Annotated in this window: 22 protein-coding genes; 7 read left to right on the forward strand and 15 right to left on the reverse strand. The window is 59.8% G+C overall.

Features of this window, described 5'->3' with window-relative positions:
- The first annotated feature begins 106 nt into the window (after positions 1-106).
- From ACXYMO_RS13190 to ACXYMO_RS13215, 6 genes are all read left to right on the forward strand, one after another.
- On the forward strand, positions 107-1,855 hold the full coding sequence (locus ACXYMO_RS13190) for a hypothetical protein (RefSeq protein WP_458879183.1): 1,749 nt from the start codon (positions 107-109) through the stop codon (positions 1,853-1,855).
- 194 nt (positions 1,856-2,049) lie between these two features.
- Positions 2,050-2,730, forward strand: a complete 681-nt coding sequence (locus ACXYMO_RS13195) for a transglycosylase SLT domain-containing protein (protein WP_458879471.1) — start codon at positions 2,050-2,052, stop codon at positions 2,728-2,730.
- A gap of 70 nt (positions 2,731-2,800) precedes the next feature.
- Complete coding sequence (flhA, locus tag ACXYMO_RS13200; RefSeq protein ID WP_458879472.1) at positions 2,801-4,828, forward strand: flagellar biosynthesis protein FlhA; 2,028 nt, start codon at positions 2,801-2,803, stop codon at positions 4,826-4,828.
- Positions 4,825-5,598 (forward strand): flagellar biosynthetic protein FliR, encoded by a 774-nt coding sequence (locus tag ACXYMO_RS13205; protein WP_458879184.1) that lies wholly within the window; start codon positions 4,825-4,827, stop codon positions 5,596-5,598. Before flhA ends, ACXYMO_RS13205 begins: the two co-directional genes overlap by 4 nt.
- The gene (locus ACXYMO_RS13210; RefSeq protein ID WP_458879185.1) at positions 5,595-6,683 is read left to right on the forward strand and encodes an EscU/YscU/HrcU family type III secretion system export apparatus switch protein; all 1,089 of its coding nucleotides are present in this window, start codon (positions 5,595-5,597) and stop codon (positions 6,681-6,683) included. Before ACXYMO_RS13205 ends, ACXYMO_RS13210 begins: the two co-directional genes overlap by 4 nt.
- Entirely contained in the window at positions 6,683-7,084 is a 402-nt protein-coding gene (locus ACXYMO_RS13215) for a hypothetical protein (protein WP_458879186.1), read from the forward strand. The genes ACXYMO_RS13210 and ACXYMO_RS13215 overlap by 1 nt, the downstream gene beginning before the upstream one ends.
- Before the next feature lie 6 nt (positions 7,085-7,090).
- On the opposite strand, the gene ACXYMO_RS13220 is transcribed toward ACXYMO_RS13215, so the two are convergent.
- From ACXYMO_RS13220 to ACXYMO_RS13260, 9 genes are read right to left on the reverse strand one after another with little or no spacing between them, the layout of a single operon-like run.
- On the reverse strand, positions 7,091-7,573 hold the full coding sequence (locus ACXYMO_RS13220) for a flagellar basal body-associated FliL family protein (RefSeq protein ID WP_458879187.1): 483 nt from the start codon (positions 7,571-7,573) through the stop codon (positions 7,091-7,093).
- 10 nt (positions 7,574-7,583) lie between these two features.
- A complete protein-coding gene (flgH, locus tag ACXYMO_RS13225; RefSeq protein ID WP_458879188.1) occupies positions 7,584-8,315 on the reverse strand; it encodes a flagellar basal body L-ring protein FlgH in 732 nt (243 codons plus the stop codon).
- Positions 8,315-8,728, reverse strand: a complete 414-nt coding sequence (flgA, locus tag ACXYMO_RS13230; RefSeq protein ID WP_458879189.1) for a flagellar basal body P-ring formation chaperone FlgA — start codon at positions 8,726-8,728, stop codon at positions 8,315-8,317. The genes flgH and flgA overlap by 1 nt, the downstream gene beginning before the upstream one ends.
- On the reverse strand, positions 8,728-9,513 hold the full coding sequence (flgG, locus tag ACXYMO_RS13235; protein ID WP_458879190.1) for a flagellar basal-body rod protein FlgG: 786 nt from the start codon (positions 9,511-9,513) through the stop codon (positions 8,728-8,730). The genes flgA and flgG overlap by 1 nt, the downstream gene beginning before the upstream one ends.
- Positions 9,514-9,534: 21 nt before the next feature.
- Entirely contained in the window at positions 9,535-10,245 is a 711-nt protein-coding gene (locus ACXYMO_RS13240; protein WP_458879191.1) for a flagellar hook-basal body complex protein, read from the reverse strand.
- A complete protein-coding gene (locus tag ACXYMO_RS13245; RefSeq protein ID WP_458879192.1) occupies positions 10,245-10,517 on the reverse strand; it encodes a flagellar biosynthetic protein FliQ in 273 nt (90 codons plus the stop codon). The genes ACXYMO_RS13240 and ACXYMO_RS13245 overlap by 1 nt, the downstream gene beginning before the upstream one ends.
- Before the next feature lies 1 nt (position 10,518).
- Positions 10,519-10,800, reverse strand: coding sequence for a flagellar hook-basal body complex protein FliE (gene fliE, locus ACXYMO_RS13250; RefSeq protein ID WP_458879193.1), 282 nt, complete (start codon positions 10,798-10,800; stop codon positions 10,519-10,521).
- A gap of 17 nt (positions 10,801-10,817) precedes the next feature.
- Positions 10,818-11,210: a flagellar basal body rod protein FlgC gene (gene flgC, locus ACXYMO_RS13255; RefSeq protein ID WP_458879194.1), complete on the reverse strand. Its 393-nt coding sequence runs from the start codon at positions 11,208-11,210 to the stop codon at positions 10,818-10,820.
- Between the two features lie 11 nt (positions 11,211-11,221).
- Positions 11,222-11,608 carry a FlgB family protein gene (locus ACXYMO_RS13260; protein WP_458879473.1) on the reverse strand — a complete coding sequence of 129 codons (387 nt, stop codon included), beginning with the start codon at positions 11,606-11,608 and terminating at the stop codon, positions 11,222-11,224.
- An 88-nt stretch (positions 11,609-11,696) separates the two neighbouring features.
- Here ACXYMO_RS13260 and ACXYMO_RS13265 point away from each other — a divergent pair, with 88 nt between their 5' ends.
- Complete coding sequence (locus ACXYMO_RS13265; RefSeq protein WP_458879195.1) at positions 11,697-13,040, forward strand: FliI/YscN family ATPase; 1,344 nt, start codon at positions 11,697-11,699, stop codon at positions 13,038-13,040.
- Positions 13,041-13,088: 48 nt separating this feature from the next.
- Here ACXYMO_RS13265 and ACXYMO_RS13270 read toward each other — a convergent pair whose 3' ends face one another.
- The 6 genes from ACXYMO_RS13270 to ACXYMO_RS13295 form a co-directional block, all read right to left on the reverse strand.
- Complete coding sequence (locus tag ACXYMO_RS13270; protein ID WP_458879196.1) at positions 13,089-13,886, reverse strand: DUF1217 domain-containing protein; 798 nt, start codon at positions 13,884-13,886, stop codon at positions 13,089-13,091.
- Positions 13,883-14,287, reverse strand: a complete 405-nt coding sequence (gene flbT, locus ACXYMO_RS13275; RefSeq protein ID WP_458879197.1) for a flagellar biosynthesis repressor FlbT — start codon at positions 14,285-14,287, stop codon at positions 13,883-13,885. Before flbT ends, ACXYMO_RS13270 begins: the two co-directional genes overlap by 4 nt.
- 1 nt (position 14,288) lies before the next feature.
- Positions 14,289-14,663 carry a flagellar biosynthesis regulator FlaF gene (gene flaF, locus ACXYMO_RS13280; RefSeq protein WP_458879198.1) on the reverse strand — a complete coding sequence of 125 codons (375 nt, stop codon included), beginning with the start codon at positions 14,661-14,663 and terminating at the stop codon, positions 14,289-14,291.
- 67 nt (positions 14,664-14,730) lie between these two features.
- Positions 14,731-15,576, reverse strand: a complete 846-nt coding sequence (locus ACXYMO_RS13285; protein ID WP_458879199.1) for a flagellin N-terminal helical domain-containing protein — start codon at positions 15,574-15,576, stop codon at positions 14,731-14,733.
- Positions 15,577-15,784: 208 nt separating this feature from the next.
- On the reverse strand, positions 15,785-16,147 hold the full coding sequence (gene flgN / locus ACXYMO_RS13290; RefSeq protein WP_458879200.1) for a flagellar export chaperone FlgN: 363 nt from the start codon (positions 16,145-16,147) through the stop codon (positions 15,785-15,787).
- Positions 16,137-16,424, reverse strand: a complete 288-nt coding sequence (locus ACXYMO_RS13295; protein WP_458879201.1) for a rod-binding protein — start codon at positions 16,422-16,424, stop codon at positions 16,137-16,139. Before ACXYMO_RS13295 ends, flgN begins: the two co-directional genes overlap by 11 nt.
- Positions 16,425-16,518 lie beyond the last annotated feature (94 nt).

Genomic DNA, 16,518 nt, shown 5'->3' on the forward strand with positions numbered 1-16,518 from the left:
CCCGGTCGGGGGATACGGTTCGAACACGGCCTTCAGGCTGCCCGTATCACGCCTTTTTCAAACGCAACGGAGAAAACCGACCGTGGCCTCGGACCCCGTTCAATTATTGTCGGATGCTGATCAGATTGCCGGGGTCAACAAGATGGAGCAACGGCTGTTGGACCAAATTCGCCGCGCGTCCGAACAGGGGTTGGTGCGTGGCAGGGCGGGTTCGGCCCCCACGGTTGAGACTGGCACGTCAACTCTCTCGGACGACGTCACCGTCGAACCGGTTGAAGTGCAAAACAAACCGGCCGGCAACGTCACCGCGCCCGCCAGCATCTCGGTAACGACCTCAATCGACCGCGATCTTTCGCAGATTGCCGATGTGCTGGCCCAGGTCGGGCCGGACGCGCATTGCATCTCCTCCGAGACGGTTGCTCTGAACGAATGGGGCGACGATCAACCCTTCGGGGCGCAAATTGCCAAGTGGCGGGCCGGGTTGGTCGGTGAATTCGATCAGCCAAACCCCAATGCAATAGTCGGATTGACCCGGGCCTATCTCCATTTCGGATTTGGAGCCGAAGCTGCAAGAACCGTTTCGTTGTTGCCCAAGGATCATCCTGACCGGGAAATCCTGACAACATTGGCCGCGTTGTTGGATGCCGGCGGTTCGATCGGCGAAAATGCATTCTCCAAGCAAGAAACATGTGACAGCGACACCGCGATGTGGTCCGTGATATCAGAGCCGGAGTCCGCCCGATCGGCAAACAACCAAGCAGTCCTGAGGGCGTTTTCCCGCCTGCCCACACACCTGCGGCCCCATGTCGGGCCACGGCTCAGCCGGATATTTTCGGACGCGGGGAATGCCGACATGGCCGAGTCGATCCTGCGCCCGGTTGAGCGCACGTCCGACGAAGCGGGCCCGGAAATTGCCATGGCACAGGCCGCGACTGCCGAACTCAGAGGCGACCACGAAACGGCGGCGCAACAACGGCAAACCGTTGCTGAAACCGGGTCCGAGCAGGCCCCGCTGGCCCTGATTGAGCTGGTCGAACAAGCCTTTCGCAACGGGACGACGCTGACACCTGATACTCCCGATCTGACGGCCTCGTATGCAAGTGAGTTCAAGCGCAGTTCTCTGGGCCCCGACCTGCGCCGTACCGACGCCCTGGCCTGGGCGATAACCGGTGACTTTCCGCGCGCCTTCGATCGACTTTCGGACATCCGCTCGCTTGACGGCGATGACGCCTTTGACGCGGCGCGCCATCCGGTTCTGGCGCTGATGCCCGAGCGTGCCGATGACATGACCTTTCTGCAATTCGGGCTGCTTCAACTTCAGTCTTTTGATCGCCAGATTCCCGAGGGCATTGGAAACCCGATGGCGCGACGGTTTCTGGAGCTTGGCTTTGCTCAGGCCGCCGTTCAGGTCCTGACTGGAACCGATCTTGAAGCCGCTTCTCCCGAGCGGCGCTTGTTGCGCGCCGAGGCAGCCCTCGCCGAGGGGTTGCCTCATCAGGCGCTGGTCTCACTTCTGGGTCTGGACGGGAAAACTGCGGCAAATCTTCGTGCCGAAGCGTTCTTGCAGACACAAAACTTCCAAGGAGCGGCGCACATGTTGGCGCAAGCCAATCAGCCGGACGCCGCCAACCGCAGCTTGTGGTTGGCGAGTGAATGGCAGTCCGTGCCATCGGATTCGGACGGGCCTTATGGGCAAATTGCCCAGATGTCCCGCTCTCTCGTTGAGCTCGGCACGGCGGCCGCAGATGCCCCCCCCTTGGCGCAAGCCAAAGCGCTGATTGACGAAAGCCAGACAGCCCGCAGTGACATTTCCGTCTTGTTGCAGCAGTTGAGTCTGGCCGATCGACCGGACTGATCGGTTTTATGGAACAGAACATCCAGACAAACCGCATGTGATAACCAAATCTCAACCCTGCGCCCTCTAGTTTCGGAACAGACCGGAAACAGGTTGGGAAGGGCAGAATGCTCAGAAAACATAAGATGGTGATCCGCGGCGTTCCGCGCCAGTTTCAATACGTGATTTGCACCCTGTGCCATGTGGCATGTCTGATGGTTATCACGGCCTCCTCCCTCCACGCCGGGCGGGTCGATATGCAGGTATCGGCAATGTGTGACCAGGCCGCCGTGACCGCCGCCAGGGATCACGGTGTACCAGTGGACGTGATGCGGGCGATCACGCGCACGGAAACCGGCCGCACCGTCCTGTCAGAATTGCAGCCTTGGCCGTGGACGGTGAACATGGAAGGCGCTGGACGCTGGTTTGCGACCAAGGATGAGGCGCGCGCCTTTGTCTTTTCCCAATTCAAGCGCGGCGCGCGCAGTTTTGATGTCGGATGTTTTCAGATCAACTACAAGTGGCATGGAACGGCCTTTCGGTCGATCGATGAAATGTTCGACCCGACATCAAATGCGGATTATGCGGCGCGTTTTTTGGCCCGCCTTCATGGCGAACTGGGCGATTGGTCACTTGCGGCAGGGGCGTTTCATTCGCGCACGCCCGAATATGCCCGCATCTACACGGCAAGATTCAATGAAATCCGCGATCGCATGCAGGATACGGCAGAGCAAAGCCCCTCCAAACCCAAAGCCGGCGCTCAGCAGGCTCTCGGCCTGAAAACCATGCTGGTACGCGGACCCTTCATCGGTCAGGGCCGCAGAGAGCTTGGGTCCTTGGTGCCTACGGCACTGAGTGACGGCCGGAAACCGACCGCTCTCATTGCCTTGAAATAGGAGCGCCTTCGTGCCCAGATTCTCCGCTACAGATTTGTTCAGCCCGACCGTCCTGCTTGCGCTGGCCCTGATGGCCGTGATCGTGATGATGATCCTGCCGATGCCTGCCTGGGTGCTTGATGTCGGCCTGGCGGCCTCCTTTGCGCTGGCGATCCTGATTTTCACGGTCACTCTGTTCATCGAAAGGCCGCTGGATTTCTCTGCCTTTCCGACTGTCCTTCTGGCCTCTCTCATGTTGCGGCTGTCGTTGAACATCTCTTCCACCAAACTGATCATCGGTCAGGGACACACCGGCCCGAACGCGGCGGGCGACGTGATCGAGGGGTTTGCCGAATTCGTTATGGGCGGCAGCGTTTTTCTGGGTCTTGTCGTCTTTGGAGTTCTCTTGATCGTCAACTTCATGGTCATTACCAAAGGGGCCGCCCGAATGGCCGAGGTTGGTGCGCGGTTCGCGCTGGATGCGATGCCTGGAAAACAGCTTGCCATCGATGCCGACATGTCTGCCGGCGCGATCGATCACCACGAGGCCAAGGCGCGGCGCGAGCGCGAACAACAGGAAACCACGTTTTTCGGCTCGCTCGACGGGGCCTCGAAATTTGTCAAAGGGGACGCCGTCGCCGGCCTGTTGATCACGCTTTTAAACCTTGTGATGGGTCTGATCATGGGCGTCGTCGTCCATCAGATGCCCATCGGTGCGGCCTTTGAAACCTACGCCATCCTGACGGTGGGCGATGGTTTGGTCTCCCAGATTCCGGCGGTCGTCATATCGATCGCGTCGGCCTTGCTTTTGGCGCGGGGGGGAACGCATGGCGCAACGGATCTCGCTCTTTTCGATCAACTGGGCAAACACCCGGCTGCGCTGGCCACAGTTGCGGTTCTGATGGCGCTGTTCGCCCTTGTGCCGGGTCTGCCGTTTCCGCCCTTCATTCTGGGGGGCGCGGTTTTGGGCTATACCGCATATGCCATGCACCAGCGCGCCGCAAAACAGAAAGTCGCGCAAGACACCGACACGGAACCCTCTGATACTCCCACACAAAAAGCCCTGGGCGACATTCTGGATCTGGACGACGTGCATGTCGAATTCTCCCCGGATCTGGTTAGCATGGTTCTTGATCCCGGAACCGGGCTGGACGCGCGTATCGCAAACATGCGCACGCATGTCGCCACGGTCTATGGGTTGATCCTGCCCGACATTCGCCTGACCGATCAGCCGGAACTGCGCATGGGCGAATACCTGATCCGCGTTCAGGGCGTCGAGCAGGTGCGCGGCCTGTTGCATCCTGATCTGGTTCTGGCCCTGAAACCGGATGCTCACGACTCATTACCGGCAGGATCGGATGTGACCGAGCCGGTCTATGGTGCCCCAGCGCGGTGGATTTCGCCCAAGGATCAGGAAACTGCCGCATTGGTCGGTGCGACCATCGTGACTCCCCCGGAAATCCTGGCCACCCACCTTCTTGAAGTGATCAAGCAGAATTTCGCGCGGCTCTTGACGTTGAAATCCCTGCGCCGCCTGTTGGCGGAAATGACCCGCCTGTCAGACCCGGTCCGCGCCGACGCCAACCGAAAATTGCTGGATGAGTTGATTCCGGACAAGGTTCCGATCGACACGCTGCACAGTGTTCTCCGTCTCTTGATGGATGAACGCGTCTCGATCCGCAACATGCCGCTGATCCTTGAAACTCTGGCCGAGGCGCGCCTGCACAGCACACAGCCAGAAACCCTGTGCGAGCAGGTGCGCCAGCGCCTCGGGTTCCAACTTGTTGCCGACATGAAACGTGAAGACGGCACGATACCCCTGGTCCAACTGGCCCCGGAATGGGAAGAAACGTTTTCCACCTACCAGATTGAAACGACCGCAGGCGGGTTCGACATTGCCCTGCCGCCCGATCTGTTCAACAAACTGGCCGAAAACGTGGCCGACCGCCTGAACGAGACGGCGGAAAACGGTCTGTTCCCGGCAGTTGTGACATCCACACGGCGCAGACGGTTTCTGCGCACGATCATGCGCACACGCGGGATCACGAACCCCGTTCTGTCGTTCGAAGAAATCGGGCTCGAGGCGCGCCCCGCACTTGTCGGGGTTGTTGCCGCATGATCACTATTCCGCCAGAACTGCCGGCGTTTCTGACGGGATATCTGTGGCACGGGTTTGTCGTGTTTCTGCGGGTCGGCGCACTGGTTTCGGTGATGCCGGCCTTTGGCGAACGCACCGTGCCAATGCGGGTCAAATTGGGGTTGGCGATCGCCTTTACCCTCATCGTGGCACCTGCCGTTGGCATCGTCGCGGAGCTGGATGGACCCGGAACCCTGGCCCGGTTCATCCTTTCAGAGACACTGATTGGCCTGACCTTGGGCCTGGCGATCCGACTGTTCGTTCTGGCATTGCAGACTGCCGGCGCAATGGCCGCACAGTCCACATCGCTGTCCCAGATCCTGGGGGGCGCCGCTGCCGAGCCTGTTCCCGCGATGGGGTATATTCTGGTGGTTGCGGGGCTCGCACTGGCGGTCATGGCCGGACTGCATGTTCAGGCAGCCAGATTGCTGATCTATTCCTACGACTTTTTTCCGGCAGGTCAGTTTCCCGCACCTTGGGCTCTTTCGGCCTGGGGTGTGGCGCGAATTTCACATGCGTTTTCACTCGCCTTCTTGTTGGCAGCGCCGTTTGTGACGGCCTCGGTGATCTATAACCTGACGCTTGGCGTCATCAACAGGGCCATGCCGCAGTTGATGGTCGCCTTTGTCGGCGCCCCGGTGATCACCTTTGGCGGCATGGCCCTGTTACTGATTGCGTCTCCCGTGATGCTGACCGTCTGGATCGATGCGATGGGCGCGTTTTTTGCCGCCCCGATGGAGCTGCCGAAATGAGCGGCAGTGATCAGGACGAGGCAGAAAAATCCCACGAGGCGACGCCGCAAAAACTGCAAAAAGCGCGGGAAAAGGGCGAAGTTGCACGCTCAACCGATTTGTCGGTTGCCGCCGCCTATGCCGGGCTTCTTCTCGCCGCGACGGCCATCGGCGCCCAAAGCATTCGACAATTGGGAACCGGGTTGATGGTTCTGCTTGACCGACCGGACCAGGTTTCGCGCCTTGTTTTCGACGGCGCCCCCAGCGCACCGATCGGGGGCATCATGGGGAATATCTTTGGCGCGCTCACGCCCTGGTTCGCAATTCCCGCCGCGCTGGTTCTTCTGTCGATCCTCGCTCAGCGCGCCCTTGTTTTTGCGCCCAGCAAGATCGAGCCAAAAATGTCCCGCATATCGATCCTGTCCAATGCCAAGAACAAATTTGGCCGGTCGGGTCTGTTCGAATTCGCCAAGAGTTTTGCCAAGCTGTTGCTCTATTCCATCTGCCTGGGGCTGTTTCTCAAGGCGCGCCTTTCCGACATCATCGGTGCGATCGACACCAGCCCGCGGTTTGCGATTGCCCTGATGGCGCGCCTGTGCGTCGAATTCATGTTCATTGCCTTGTTGATTGCGGCCGGATTGGGCGGGATCGATGCCATCTGGCAACACAAGGAACATCTGAGAAAGAACCAGATGTCGCGCAAAGAGATCATGGATGAAACCAAGGATGCCGAAGGCAATCCCCATATCAAACAGCAGCGCCGGTTCCGGGCCCAGGAAATCGCATCGTCGCAGATGATGGCTGATGTTCCCTCCGCCGACGTGGTGATCGTGAACCCGACACATTACGCAGTCGCCCTAAAATGGAGCCGTGCCGCGGGGGCGGCACCGGTTTGCGTGGCAAAAGGCGTCGACGAAATCGCAGCCGTTATTCGCGAAAAGGCGCATACCGCAGGCGTTCCGATCCACAGCGATCCGCCAACCGCACGGGCCCTGCATGCGACCGTGGAAATCGGTCACGAGATTGCGGAAGAACACTATGCGCCCGTCGCAGCGGCCATCCGGTTTGCAGAAGACATGCGCCGCCGCGCCAAGGGGAGCAGGTGATGAAATCAGAGTCCCTGCCCGATCTGCATAAGGTCACACAGGCCCGGTATTTGCGTGAATTCGACAAGATCCGCGCCATTCTGCAAGAGGAATCCCGACTGCGCCAGGACCTGGCTAAACTGCACCAGCAGGAAAAGATGACCCGGCCTTCGCCCGAAACCGCCCATCAAATGCAAATCGTCGGTGCGGACATGTTGTGGCAGGGCTGGGCGGCGCGCACCCGGCGCGAGTTGAATATCCAGCTGGCCCAAGTCATGGCCCGTAAACTCATCGCGATGGATCAGATCAGAAAGGCCTTTGGTCAGCGTCAGGCCCTTGAAACCATGATGGCCGACGCCACGGCGCAGGCGCGCCGACGACAGGCCGCAAAATTCTTGGATAATATGACGTCGCCGCGGTAATGCGATTCAGCTGTCCTGGCGGGCGATATCCATGATCAAGACATCCCGCACCTCTGGACCCAGCTCTTTCTGAGCGGCCTCGCGCAAACCGGTTTTCAGAAGGTCCAGCGTATTGGATTGCGTAAACGCGCCGCGAAATCCGCCCATGTTGGCATGATCGAACATCACCCGCAGGAACAAATCCCGCAATTTGGGTTCGCGCTCAAACACAGTTTCCCGCAGTCCCGGCGACATCTCCAGCCCCAGCGAGAGCACAATCATGGCGGCCACTTTGTCATCCTTGATGATCGGAACGACGAACTGGTTGTTGATTTTCACGAATTCCGACTCATCCCCCTCTGTCTCCTTTGCCTGAGCGGGCCGCGTTTCGTGCGCATCGTGGTCGGCAGGTTCGGACATCTCGGCCGGTCTCGCCGTCATCATGGCCGCGCCGATGCCGGAGCCTGCTCCAACCAGAAGGAGAATGACGGGTAAGAGTTTGGACAGCATGATGGTTCCCTCAGAATGGCAGGACAACGTCCAGCAATTGCTGTCCGTAACGAGGTTGCTGTACATCCGTGATCTGTCCGCGCCCCCCATAGGACACCCGCGCCGACGCGATTTTGTCATAGGTTATTTCGTTTTGACGCGAGATATCTTCCGGGCGAACATAGCCAGACACCAAAAGTTCGCGCATCTCGAAATTGACCCTCAGTTCCTGTGAGCCTGCAATCGACAGCACCCCGTTGGGCAGAACATCGACAATCGTGGCGGCCACTCGCAGGGTCAGTTTTTCAGTGCGCTTGACGGATCCCTGCCCCTTGGATTGGGTGCTGGAATCCAGCGATACCGCATCGCTGAGCGACGCTCCATCGGGCAATTTGTCGTCCAGCCGCTGCGGCAACCCGAGGAGTTGCGGCACTTTCAGGCTTTCCGAACCCGACCGCGACCGGGCCGTGCCGTTCGAGATCTCGGCCTTTTCATCGATCTCGATGACAACGGTCAGGATATCGCCCCTTTTCACGGCCCGCCGGTCCCCGAGGAGGCTTTGACGTTCCCGGCTCCACAAGGATGCCTGGTCGACCCGGCGCTGCGGTTGGATCGTTTCGGGCAGGCCCGGCCACAGCATGGCCTTGTGTTCGCTCGACTCGGTCTCGGGCGTAAAGGTGGGCGCCTTGCCGACATGGTCAAGCCGGGCACAGCCGGCGGCGGCCAGCAAAAGGGTGATCTTAAGAAAACGGGTCAAATACATCAGCGAACCTCAACAGTTCCGTCGGCCCGAATCAGGCCGGTTACAGTGGTGCGCGAGGTCATGTTCATCGCGCGCAGCGCTTCGCCGGGGGCGCCGCGCCCAAGGGCGCGCCCCTCGGTCACGATCCGAAGGCCACCGCGCGAAAAGGTCAGCACCACAATGTCATTGCGATTGATGATCGCGGGCGGCCCCACGTCCCCAAAGCGCACAGGACGTCCGGCATAAAGCGCAACGCGCGCCTCCTGACCGATCAGGTCGCCGGGATCCGTGAACGCGCCGGGGATATCTGCGGTTTTCACCGCGATGTCCTGTGCGGTGATGATCTCTTTTGCGCGGATGGTGCGAATGGGCACCAGCACGTCGGCGGATACCGGGGATGATGCCAGACACAGCAGGAAGATCAGTTTTTTCATCAGCGGACCTGCGTCGTCGCGCCCATCATCTGATCGGCGGCGGAAATGACCTTGGCATTCATCTCGTAACCACGCTGCGCTTCGATCAGTTCGGTGACTTCGCGCACCGCATCGACCGAGCTGCCCTCAAGATATCCTTGCCGCAGAGTGCCCAATCCGTCCTGTCCGGGTGTCGATGCAAGCGGCGGGCCCGAGGCTTCGGTCTGGGTAAACAGGTTGCTGCCCATAGCCTCGAGCCCCTTTGCATTTGTGAATCCGGCCAAGGTGAATTGCCCCAACAACTGCCCTTCGGCGCTGTCGGCAAAATAGGCGTAAACCTCACCCGCACCATTGATCGAAATGCTGCGCGCATCCGTTGGAATGGTGATTTCGGGGGCGACCGCATATCCGTCGGATGTCACGATCAGACCTTCGGCAGAGCGTTTCAAACTACCGTCGCGGGTAAAGGCCGACTGCCCCGAGGGCAACGTGACCTCGAGATATCCGTTGCCGTCAATCGCAAGGTCCAGATCGCTGCCCGTTGCCTCAAGTGCACCTTGTTGCAGATGGACGGTCACCGCCGCGGGACGCACCCCCAGACCCAGTTGCACCCCCGTGGGCAGGACGGTCCCGTCCGAGGCATTGATCGTGCCCGCGCGGGTGGCCTGCTGGTAATGCAGATCGGAAAATTCGGCGCGCCGGGCGTTGTACCCGGTGGTGTTCATGTTGGCGAGGTTGTTGGAAATCGTCTCGACGCGCATTTGCTGCGCGCTCATTCCGGTTGCGGCGATTTTCAGGGCACGCATGGCTGCTCCTTTTCCTGTGGGTTAGCGGATCAGCGACTTGACCGCGTTGCGGATGCGTTGATCTTCGGTTTCAAGAAAGCTCTGCCCCATTTCATAGGCGCGCTGGATTTCGATCATCCGCGACACCTGAAGGATCGGGTTCACGTTCGACCCTTCAAGAAACCCTTGCAACAGGCGGGCCTGACCGGCCGGCTCCACTCCATCATCGGTGCGGAACATCACGCCATCTTCGCGGATCATATCCAGCGGTTCGGTCGGACGAACCAGGCCGATCTGTCCAAGCGGCTGGCCATCGGCACTGACCGTGCCATCGCTGGCCACCGATATGTCGGTTCCGGCGGGCACAAACACCGGCGCGCCGCCAGCATCCAGAACCCTATGGCCGTTCATCGTGACGAGATCGCCATCGGCGTTGGGGGCGAAACTGCCCGCGCGGGTCAGCCGTTCGCCGGCGGGGGTTTCGATCAGAAAAAACCCATCGCCTTCGATCGCGAAATCAAACCGGCCATCCGTCTTGGTCAACGCGCCTGCCTCCATCGACGTGTTGCGCACCTGCGTACGGGTCATCGACACGGAGGGTTGGTTCGGCGCCGATTGCACGTATTCGGAAAACACCAGCCCCTCTTGTCGGTACCCGGTGGTCGCCGCGTTGGCGATGTTGTTCGCCACGATGCGCATTTCGTTCATCAGCCCCGATTGACGGGAGAGGGTCACGTATCCGGCTGTTTCCATTATGAACCTCCAATGATCAGGGGGATGATGTGGCCATCGAAAAACACCACCAGTGTTCGGGTCATGAAGGACATGGACACCCAGAACACGATCACGATGGCGGCCAGTTTCGGCACAAAAGTCAGGGTCATTTCCTGGATCGACGTCAGCGCCTGGAACAGGCCGATCACCAGACCGGTGACCAAAGCCACTGACAGGATCGGGACCGAGATGACGACCGCCACCCAAAGCCCTTGTCGCAGGGTGTCGAAAAAGACGCCTTCGCTAAGCATATCAGACCGGCATCCGCAGGATTTCCTGATAGGCTTCGACCACCTTGTTGCGCACGGTTACTGCCGTTTCGACGGCCAGTTCGGCCTGGGCCAACGCCTGAACCAGCGCATGCGGGTCGGCATTGCTTGACATGGCGGTCATGGCCGCCTGTTCGGACCGCTGCAAAGTGGTGGCGAAATCCTTGAATGCCCCCTGCAGGGCCGGCCCGGAATTCGGGTCCGCCTGTGTGGCCGGTCGGGCCGAGGCATAGTTGTTGACTGCGGAAAGGCTGCGAACATCCATTCTGGATCTCCTTTGGTTTATCTGCGGAGCAGGTCCATCAGGCTCGCCGACATCTGGCGGGACTGATCGAACATCTTGAGGTTGGCTTCGTAACTGCGCTGCGCTTCGCGCGCGTCGGCGATTTCGATCATCAGATCGACATTGGACCCTTCGTAATGGCCGGTTTCATCGGCCAGGGGGTGCGCTGGGTCGAAAATTTTCTCCAGATCGGACCGGTCCAGACGGACCCGCCCCGTTTTGACAACGGGCGCGCCGGTCGCCTGATCTCGGCCCGTTTCAAACGAAACGGTCTTGCGGCGATACCCCGGCGTATCCGCGTTCGAGATGTTTTCCGAAACATGTTTCAACCGGGCGGCCTGTGCCTTGAGCCCGCTGGCCGACATGGAAATGGCTGTGCTGAAATCGCTCATCCCGCCCCTCCTCAGCTTCGGCCAAGGCTGGCGCGCAGCACATTCAGCGAGGATTTGTAAATAGCCAGCGCCTTGTCATGCTGGCGCTTTGCCTCGACCCCTTTGACCATCTCCAATTCGACGGACACCGCGTTTTCATTGGGATCGGTTGGCCCATCCGGGGTAATTTGGCCCCAACTCATCGTGTCGGGCGTGGCATTGAAATGCCCGGCGCGGCTGGCGCGCATGCCAGATGCCGCATCACCGGCGCGATAGGCACTGTCGAAATCGGCGATATCCCGTGCACGGTATCCAGGCGTATCCGCATTCGCGACATTTTGCGCGATGATCGCCTGGCGCTGCCCGGCATGGGTCGCCATCGCATATGACAGTTTAAAAACGTTCAGGTCCGAGAACATCGGGGCTTCTCCCTCGATCAATTTCAATCAAGGCTTAACTGTGATTCCTTTAGAAACCGTTGTCAGACACCTAGGAGGGTCACAGGCCATGCCGGTAGAACTGACAACTTTGAAAAACGAACTTTCACAGGCGCGCCTGGTCCGTCCCGCAGGGCGGGTCAGCGGGATTCACGGCGGGCTTTTGCAGCTTTCCGGCCTGTCGGAAATGGCCCGCATCGGCGATCGACTGGTTTTGCAGCGCAGAACCGGGCCACCCGTGGGCGGCGAAGTCCTTCAAATTGAAAATGATCTGGTCAGCATGCTGCCCGACACCGCCCCCGACGGGGTTGCCCTGAATGACCGGGCAGTTCTGCACCCGGCCAGCGGCTTTGCCCCTGCCGATCATTGGTTGGGGCGTGTCATTGACCCTTATGGCGCGCCGCTGGATGGCCAGCCGATGTTGGGCGGCCCCCAACCCCTGGATATCCTGCAACCGCCCCCGCCCGCCACGTTGCGTCAATCGCTGGGCGCGCGAATCAACACCGGGCTGGCGGTTCTCAATACCCTGCTTCCTGTAGTTCAGGGTCAGCGCGTGGGCCTCTTTGCCGGTTCCGGTGTCGGGAAATCGCGCCTGTTGGCTGAACTTGCCCGGAACATGCAGGCCGATGTTGTCGTCATTGCCCTGATTGGCGAGCGTGGGCGTGAAGTGAATGATTTCGTCACCCGCGTTCTGGGTCCCGAGGGGATGAAACGCGCCGTGGTTGTCGCCGCCACGTCCGACCAGTCGGCCCTGACCCGGCGGCGTTGTGCGTGGTCGGCCATGACCGTGGCCGAATATTTTCGCGATCAGGGCCAGGAGGTGTTGTTTCTCGCCGATTCGGTCACCCGATTTGCTGAGGCGCACCGCGAGGTCGCGGTCGCCTCGGGCGAGGCGGCGGCGCTGCGCGGCTTTCCTCCGTCGGTCAACCCGCTGATTACCGCGCTATGTGAACGGTCCGGTCCGGGTCCTAGGAACAAAGGTAATATCACGGCCGTTTACAGCGTTCTGGTTGCCGGGTCGGACATGGATGAACCGATTGCCGATATCCTGCGGGGCGTGTTGGATGGACACATCGTTCTCAGCCGAGATATCGCCGAACGGGGGCGCTTTCCCGCGATCGATGTCGGCAAATCCGTCTCGCGCAGCTTGCCCGATGCCGCCAGTGACGCCGAAAACCGCCTGATCGCGGATGCGCGAAAACTGTTGGGCGCTTATGAGCAATCCGAGGTGATGATCAAGGCCGGTCTCTACGCCGAAGGGGCCGATCCGACACTGGATCAGGCCGTACGCCTGTGGCCTGAACTTGATGGTTTTTTCGCGCGCGGCGAACCCGGGACGATTCAGGACAGTTTCAATCGGCTCGATCTGATCCTGCGCCGCGTCATGGGGCCACTCGACCGGTCACAGAATTGATGGGCTGACAATTCCCCTGGATGTTTGACAAAGAAAATTAAAGGGCCGCTAAACGGCCCCTTGCAACAGCGCCAAGGCGTTGGCGCTGGAAGAATTGGCCGTGTTCAGGGACTGGATCTGGGAGCGGGCCAGAAAAAGGTTGGTCATCCGCTCCAGCGCCTCGGGATCGGAAAACTGTTTGATCGATGCGTTGCCGGTCACTGATCGCGTCCTCTCACGGAAAACCTCCAATTGCTTGTCGATATCGATCTGACCGAATGCCGAAGGCAGACCCAGCGCCGTTTCAAACATCGTACGCAGGGGTTTCAAGCCCATCACGCTGAACCACATGGCATCTTCGTTCATGTCTTTCTGTGCAAGGTCCGACAGTTCGCGCTGCGCAAACAAGGCAATCCGCATTGTATCGTCCTGCTCACCCACCGCGATTTCAAAGGATTGAATCCGATTCAGCCCGACCAGCTCCTGCATCTTGCTGGTCAGCGAGGTGTTGGGAATTTCCCCCGGTCCAAAGCGAAACGCCTCGCTCAACTTCTTGTACCGGTTATCGGCCAGCTTGTTCGCGAGGGCATCATCGCTGGTTGTTCCGTCTTCCAGGATCTTGCGGATGAAATACCTGTTATTGATGTCATCCTGCAGTCCAAATGCGCCAAGCGCGACGCTTAGAAGGCGGCGATCGCTGACCAGGTCTTCGGCCGTTTTGACCTGTCCGATGTTCTCCAGAAAATAATCACTGTCCCGCTGCAGCAGGGGCGATTTGTTGAACGCCTCAAACTGCGTGTCATAGGTCCGCTGAAGAAAGGTCCACCCCGCCAGCCCGGGGCTTGGGACGACGGGCGCAAAACTCATGACGGGCGCGCCGCCATCAGCCGGTCCTCGCGGGGCAGCAAGCTGCGCAATGCCTTGAGACACCGGTAATGATGATCGGTAATCAGCGCCTCGGTCGCCTCGGCCAGAGACGATCGGCTATCGGGGTCGGTGAACACCTGGCTCAATTCCTCGATCCGGCGCAACAGTGACAGGCGCGCATCCTCGGGGTCACTGTCCCCGGTCAGGATAAGTTGCGCGGCATAACAGACGCGGCGCACAGGCGTTGTCGCCTCTTCCGGGTGGATCGCATCACGAAGGCGGAGAATATTGGCATCCGGTGTCATGATCGACAGGCGGCTGCGGCGGTCACCATTTTCAATCACGGCCCCGTTGACCAGGACACGTTCCTTTGGCGCCAGTTTCAGAACAAGGCCGCCCATCTCAGGCCGCCCCGCCGCTGCGCAGACCGCGCAAAATCGCCGTGTTGATCTCCAGCAAGGGCGCAACGCTCTCCCGGCGGGCCAGAACCTTGCTTGTGTGTTGTTGCGTGAATTCCGCCAGATAGAAAATCCGCGCTTTCAGATCCTTGGGCAGCGGGTTTGCGGCATCAGCCACGTCGATGGCGAAAATTCTCCACAGCTTCTTGTTGGCATGCAGGGCCTCGACCAGGGCGGTAAACCCGGCACTGCCCTTTGCGTCGGCCGATTGCATTTGATGCGTGATACGGGCGACGGCCTCGTATTCCGTGCTGCGGGCGGTCCGCGTCGGGGCCGAGACGGCCGAATATGCGCGTTGAGCCTGAGAAAGGGCGTTCACGTTGAAACCTCACATGCGTTGGGGAATGGGGCGAGGACCGGGGCGCATGACGCCCCGGCCAGTAGTTTTAACGGAACAGCGACAGCAGGGTCTGCGGTGCCTGGTTGGCAATCGACAGAGCCTGAACGCCCAACTGTTGCTGGGTCTGCAATGCCTGAAGCCGCGCCGAGGCCGATTCCATGTCGGCATCCACCATGGCGCCGATACCAGACTTCATCGCGTCAGACAGTTTGCTGACGAAATTGTTCTGATCTTCAATCCGCTTGGACGACGCCCCAAGTGCAGCTGCGCCATCAATGGCCGTCTGCAGGAAGGTTTCAACTTCACCCAGCGCAGTCGCGGCAGTTGCCGTATCCGTAATGGCCGTCAGGTTGGTCGCCAGATCAATGTCAGCCTCGAAATCAACCGTCGCGACGCTAATCGTTGCGGTTGTCGGTGCGGCGGCGCCAACACGATCAAGGGACGATACAATCGACAGGCTGGTGGCGCCGTTGCCATCCACATCGGTGGCCAGCAGGTTTGCACCGTTGAATTGCGCGGCCGAAATGATCGATGCGACCTGGGCCACACGCTCATCAATATCCGCTTGCACCTTGCCGAAATCGACGTTTTCGCTGTTGGCGGAAACAGCCAGCTGCTTGATTTCCTGCAGCACGTTCACAACCTGCTCGGCGCCGGCCGAAGCCACGGCAACGGTGGATTCACCCAACGAAAGAGCGTCCGAAACAGCCTCGAAACCGGACACATCCGATTCCATCACTTTGGAAATTGCCCAGACCGCCGATCCGTCCTTGGCCGAGGCGATCGACTTGCCGGTCGAAATTTCGTCCTGGGTCTTTTCAAGGTTCGAATTGATGGATTTCAGAGTTTGCAGCGCAACCATCGCACTGTTGTTTGTCAGAATGCTCGACATAGCACATATCCTTTGACATTGGGCGAATTCAGCCCGGTTACCTGCCGCACGTCGTGCGGCTCAAAACGTCTTTCTGACCCATGCGATCGACCGGTGTCCGGTATCGCGCCACCTGTTTTTCAGATGCAGCGCCAACATGGACCGCCAAGTGCTAACGGAGTGCTAAGGGACATCTGCGGGATATTTCGCATTTTTCTAAACCGCGGACCTATGCCCGCTTTTCCACACTGCGCCGCAACTGGGTGGGGAACTGGGTCTTGCGGCCGGTCCGATCATAGGTTTCCAACCCCTGCCGCACCCGGCGCAGGTCCGCCATACGGTCCGCAACGGCGCGGATACCTTCCATCGCGCTGTGCAAGAGGGCCTGATTGCGTGTCACCTTGTCCTGCACCTCGGCCAACTGTTCCTTTTGCACCGAATCCTCGGCGTTGATCTGATCGATCAAGGCCTCTTTCAGTTCAAGCAGCCGAGTCAACTGATCGAGGTCGCCCGTAATCAGTGCCTCGCGTTCCTGATCCAGAACCTGATCGAGTTCTTCGATCGCCTTCAGCGTTTCATCATCATCGGTCATTTTCAGTCTCCAAAAGGGCGTTGAACAGGGTTTCGGCTAATCCGATGCCACCTGCGCGGGCCATCTGTGTCGCCTGCGCGCGCACCAGAAAGGACCCGAACTGGTCCTCTCCCGCGCCCCCGCCCAAGGTTGCACGGCTTTGGCCAAGACCAGCCGATTTCAGCATTTCGGCCAAAAAGGCGGCCTCAAGTTCCACAGCAGCCTCACGCAACGCAGCGTGATCTGCGCGCACCGGGCCGCCGGGCGTGGAGGAAAGGGGTGAAAGAGATACGGTCATGAGATGCCTCGAATTGCAGCGATTTTTTCAACATGGCCCGTTTTCGGTTAAAATAACGGTAACCCGTCCCGGTCATGTTCAGCAGGAACGCGAT

The organism is Arenibacterium sp. CAU 1754, assembly GCF_054482635.1.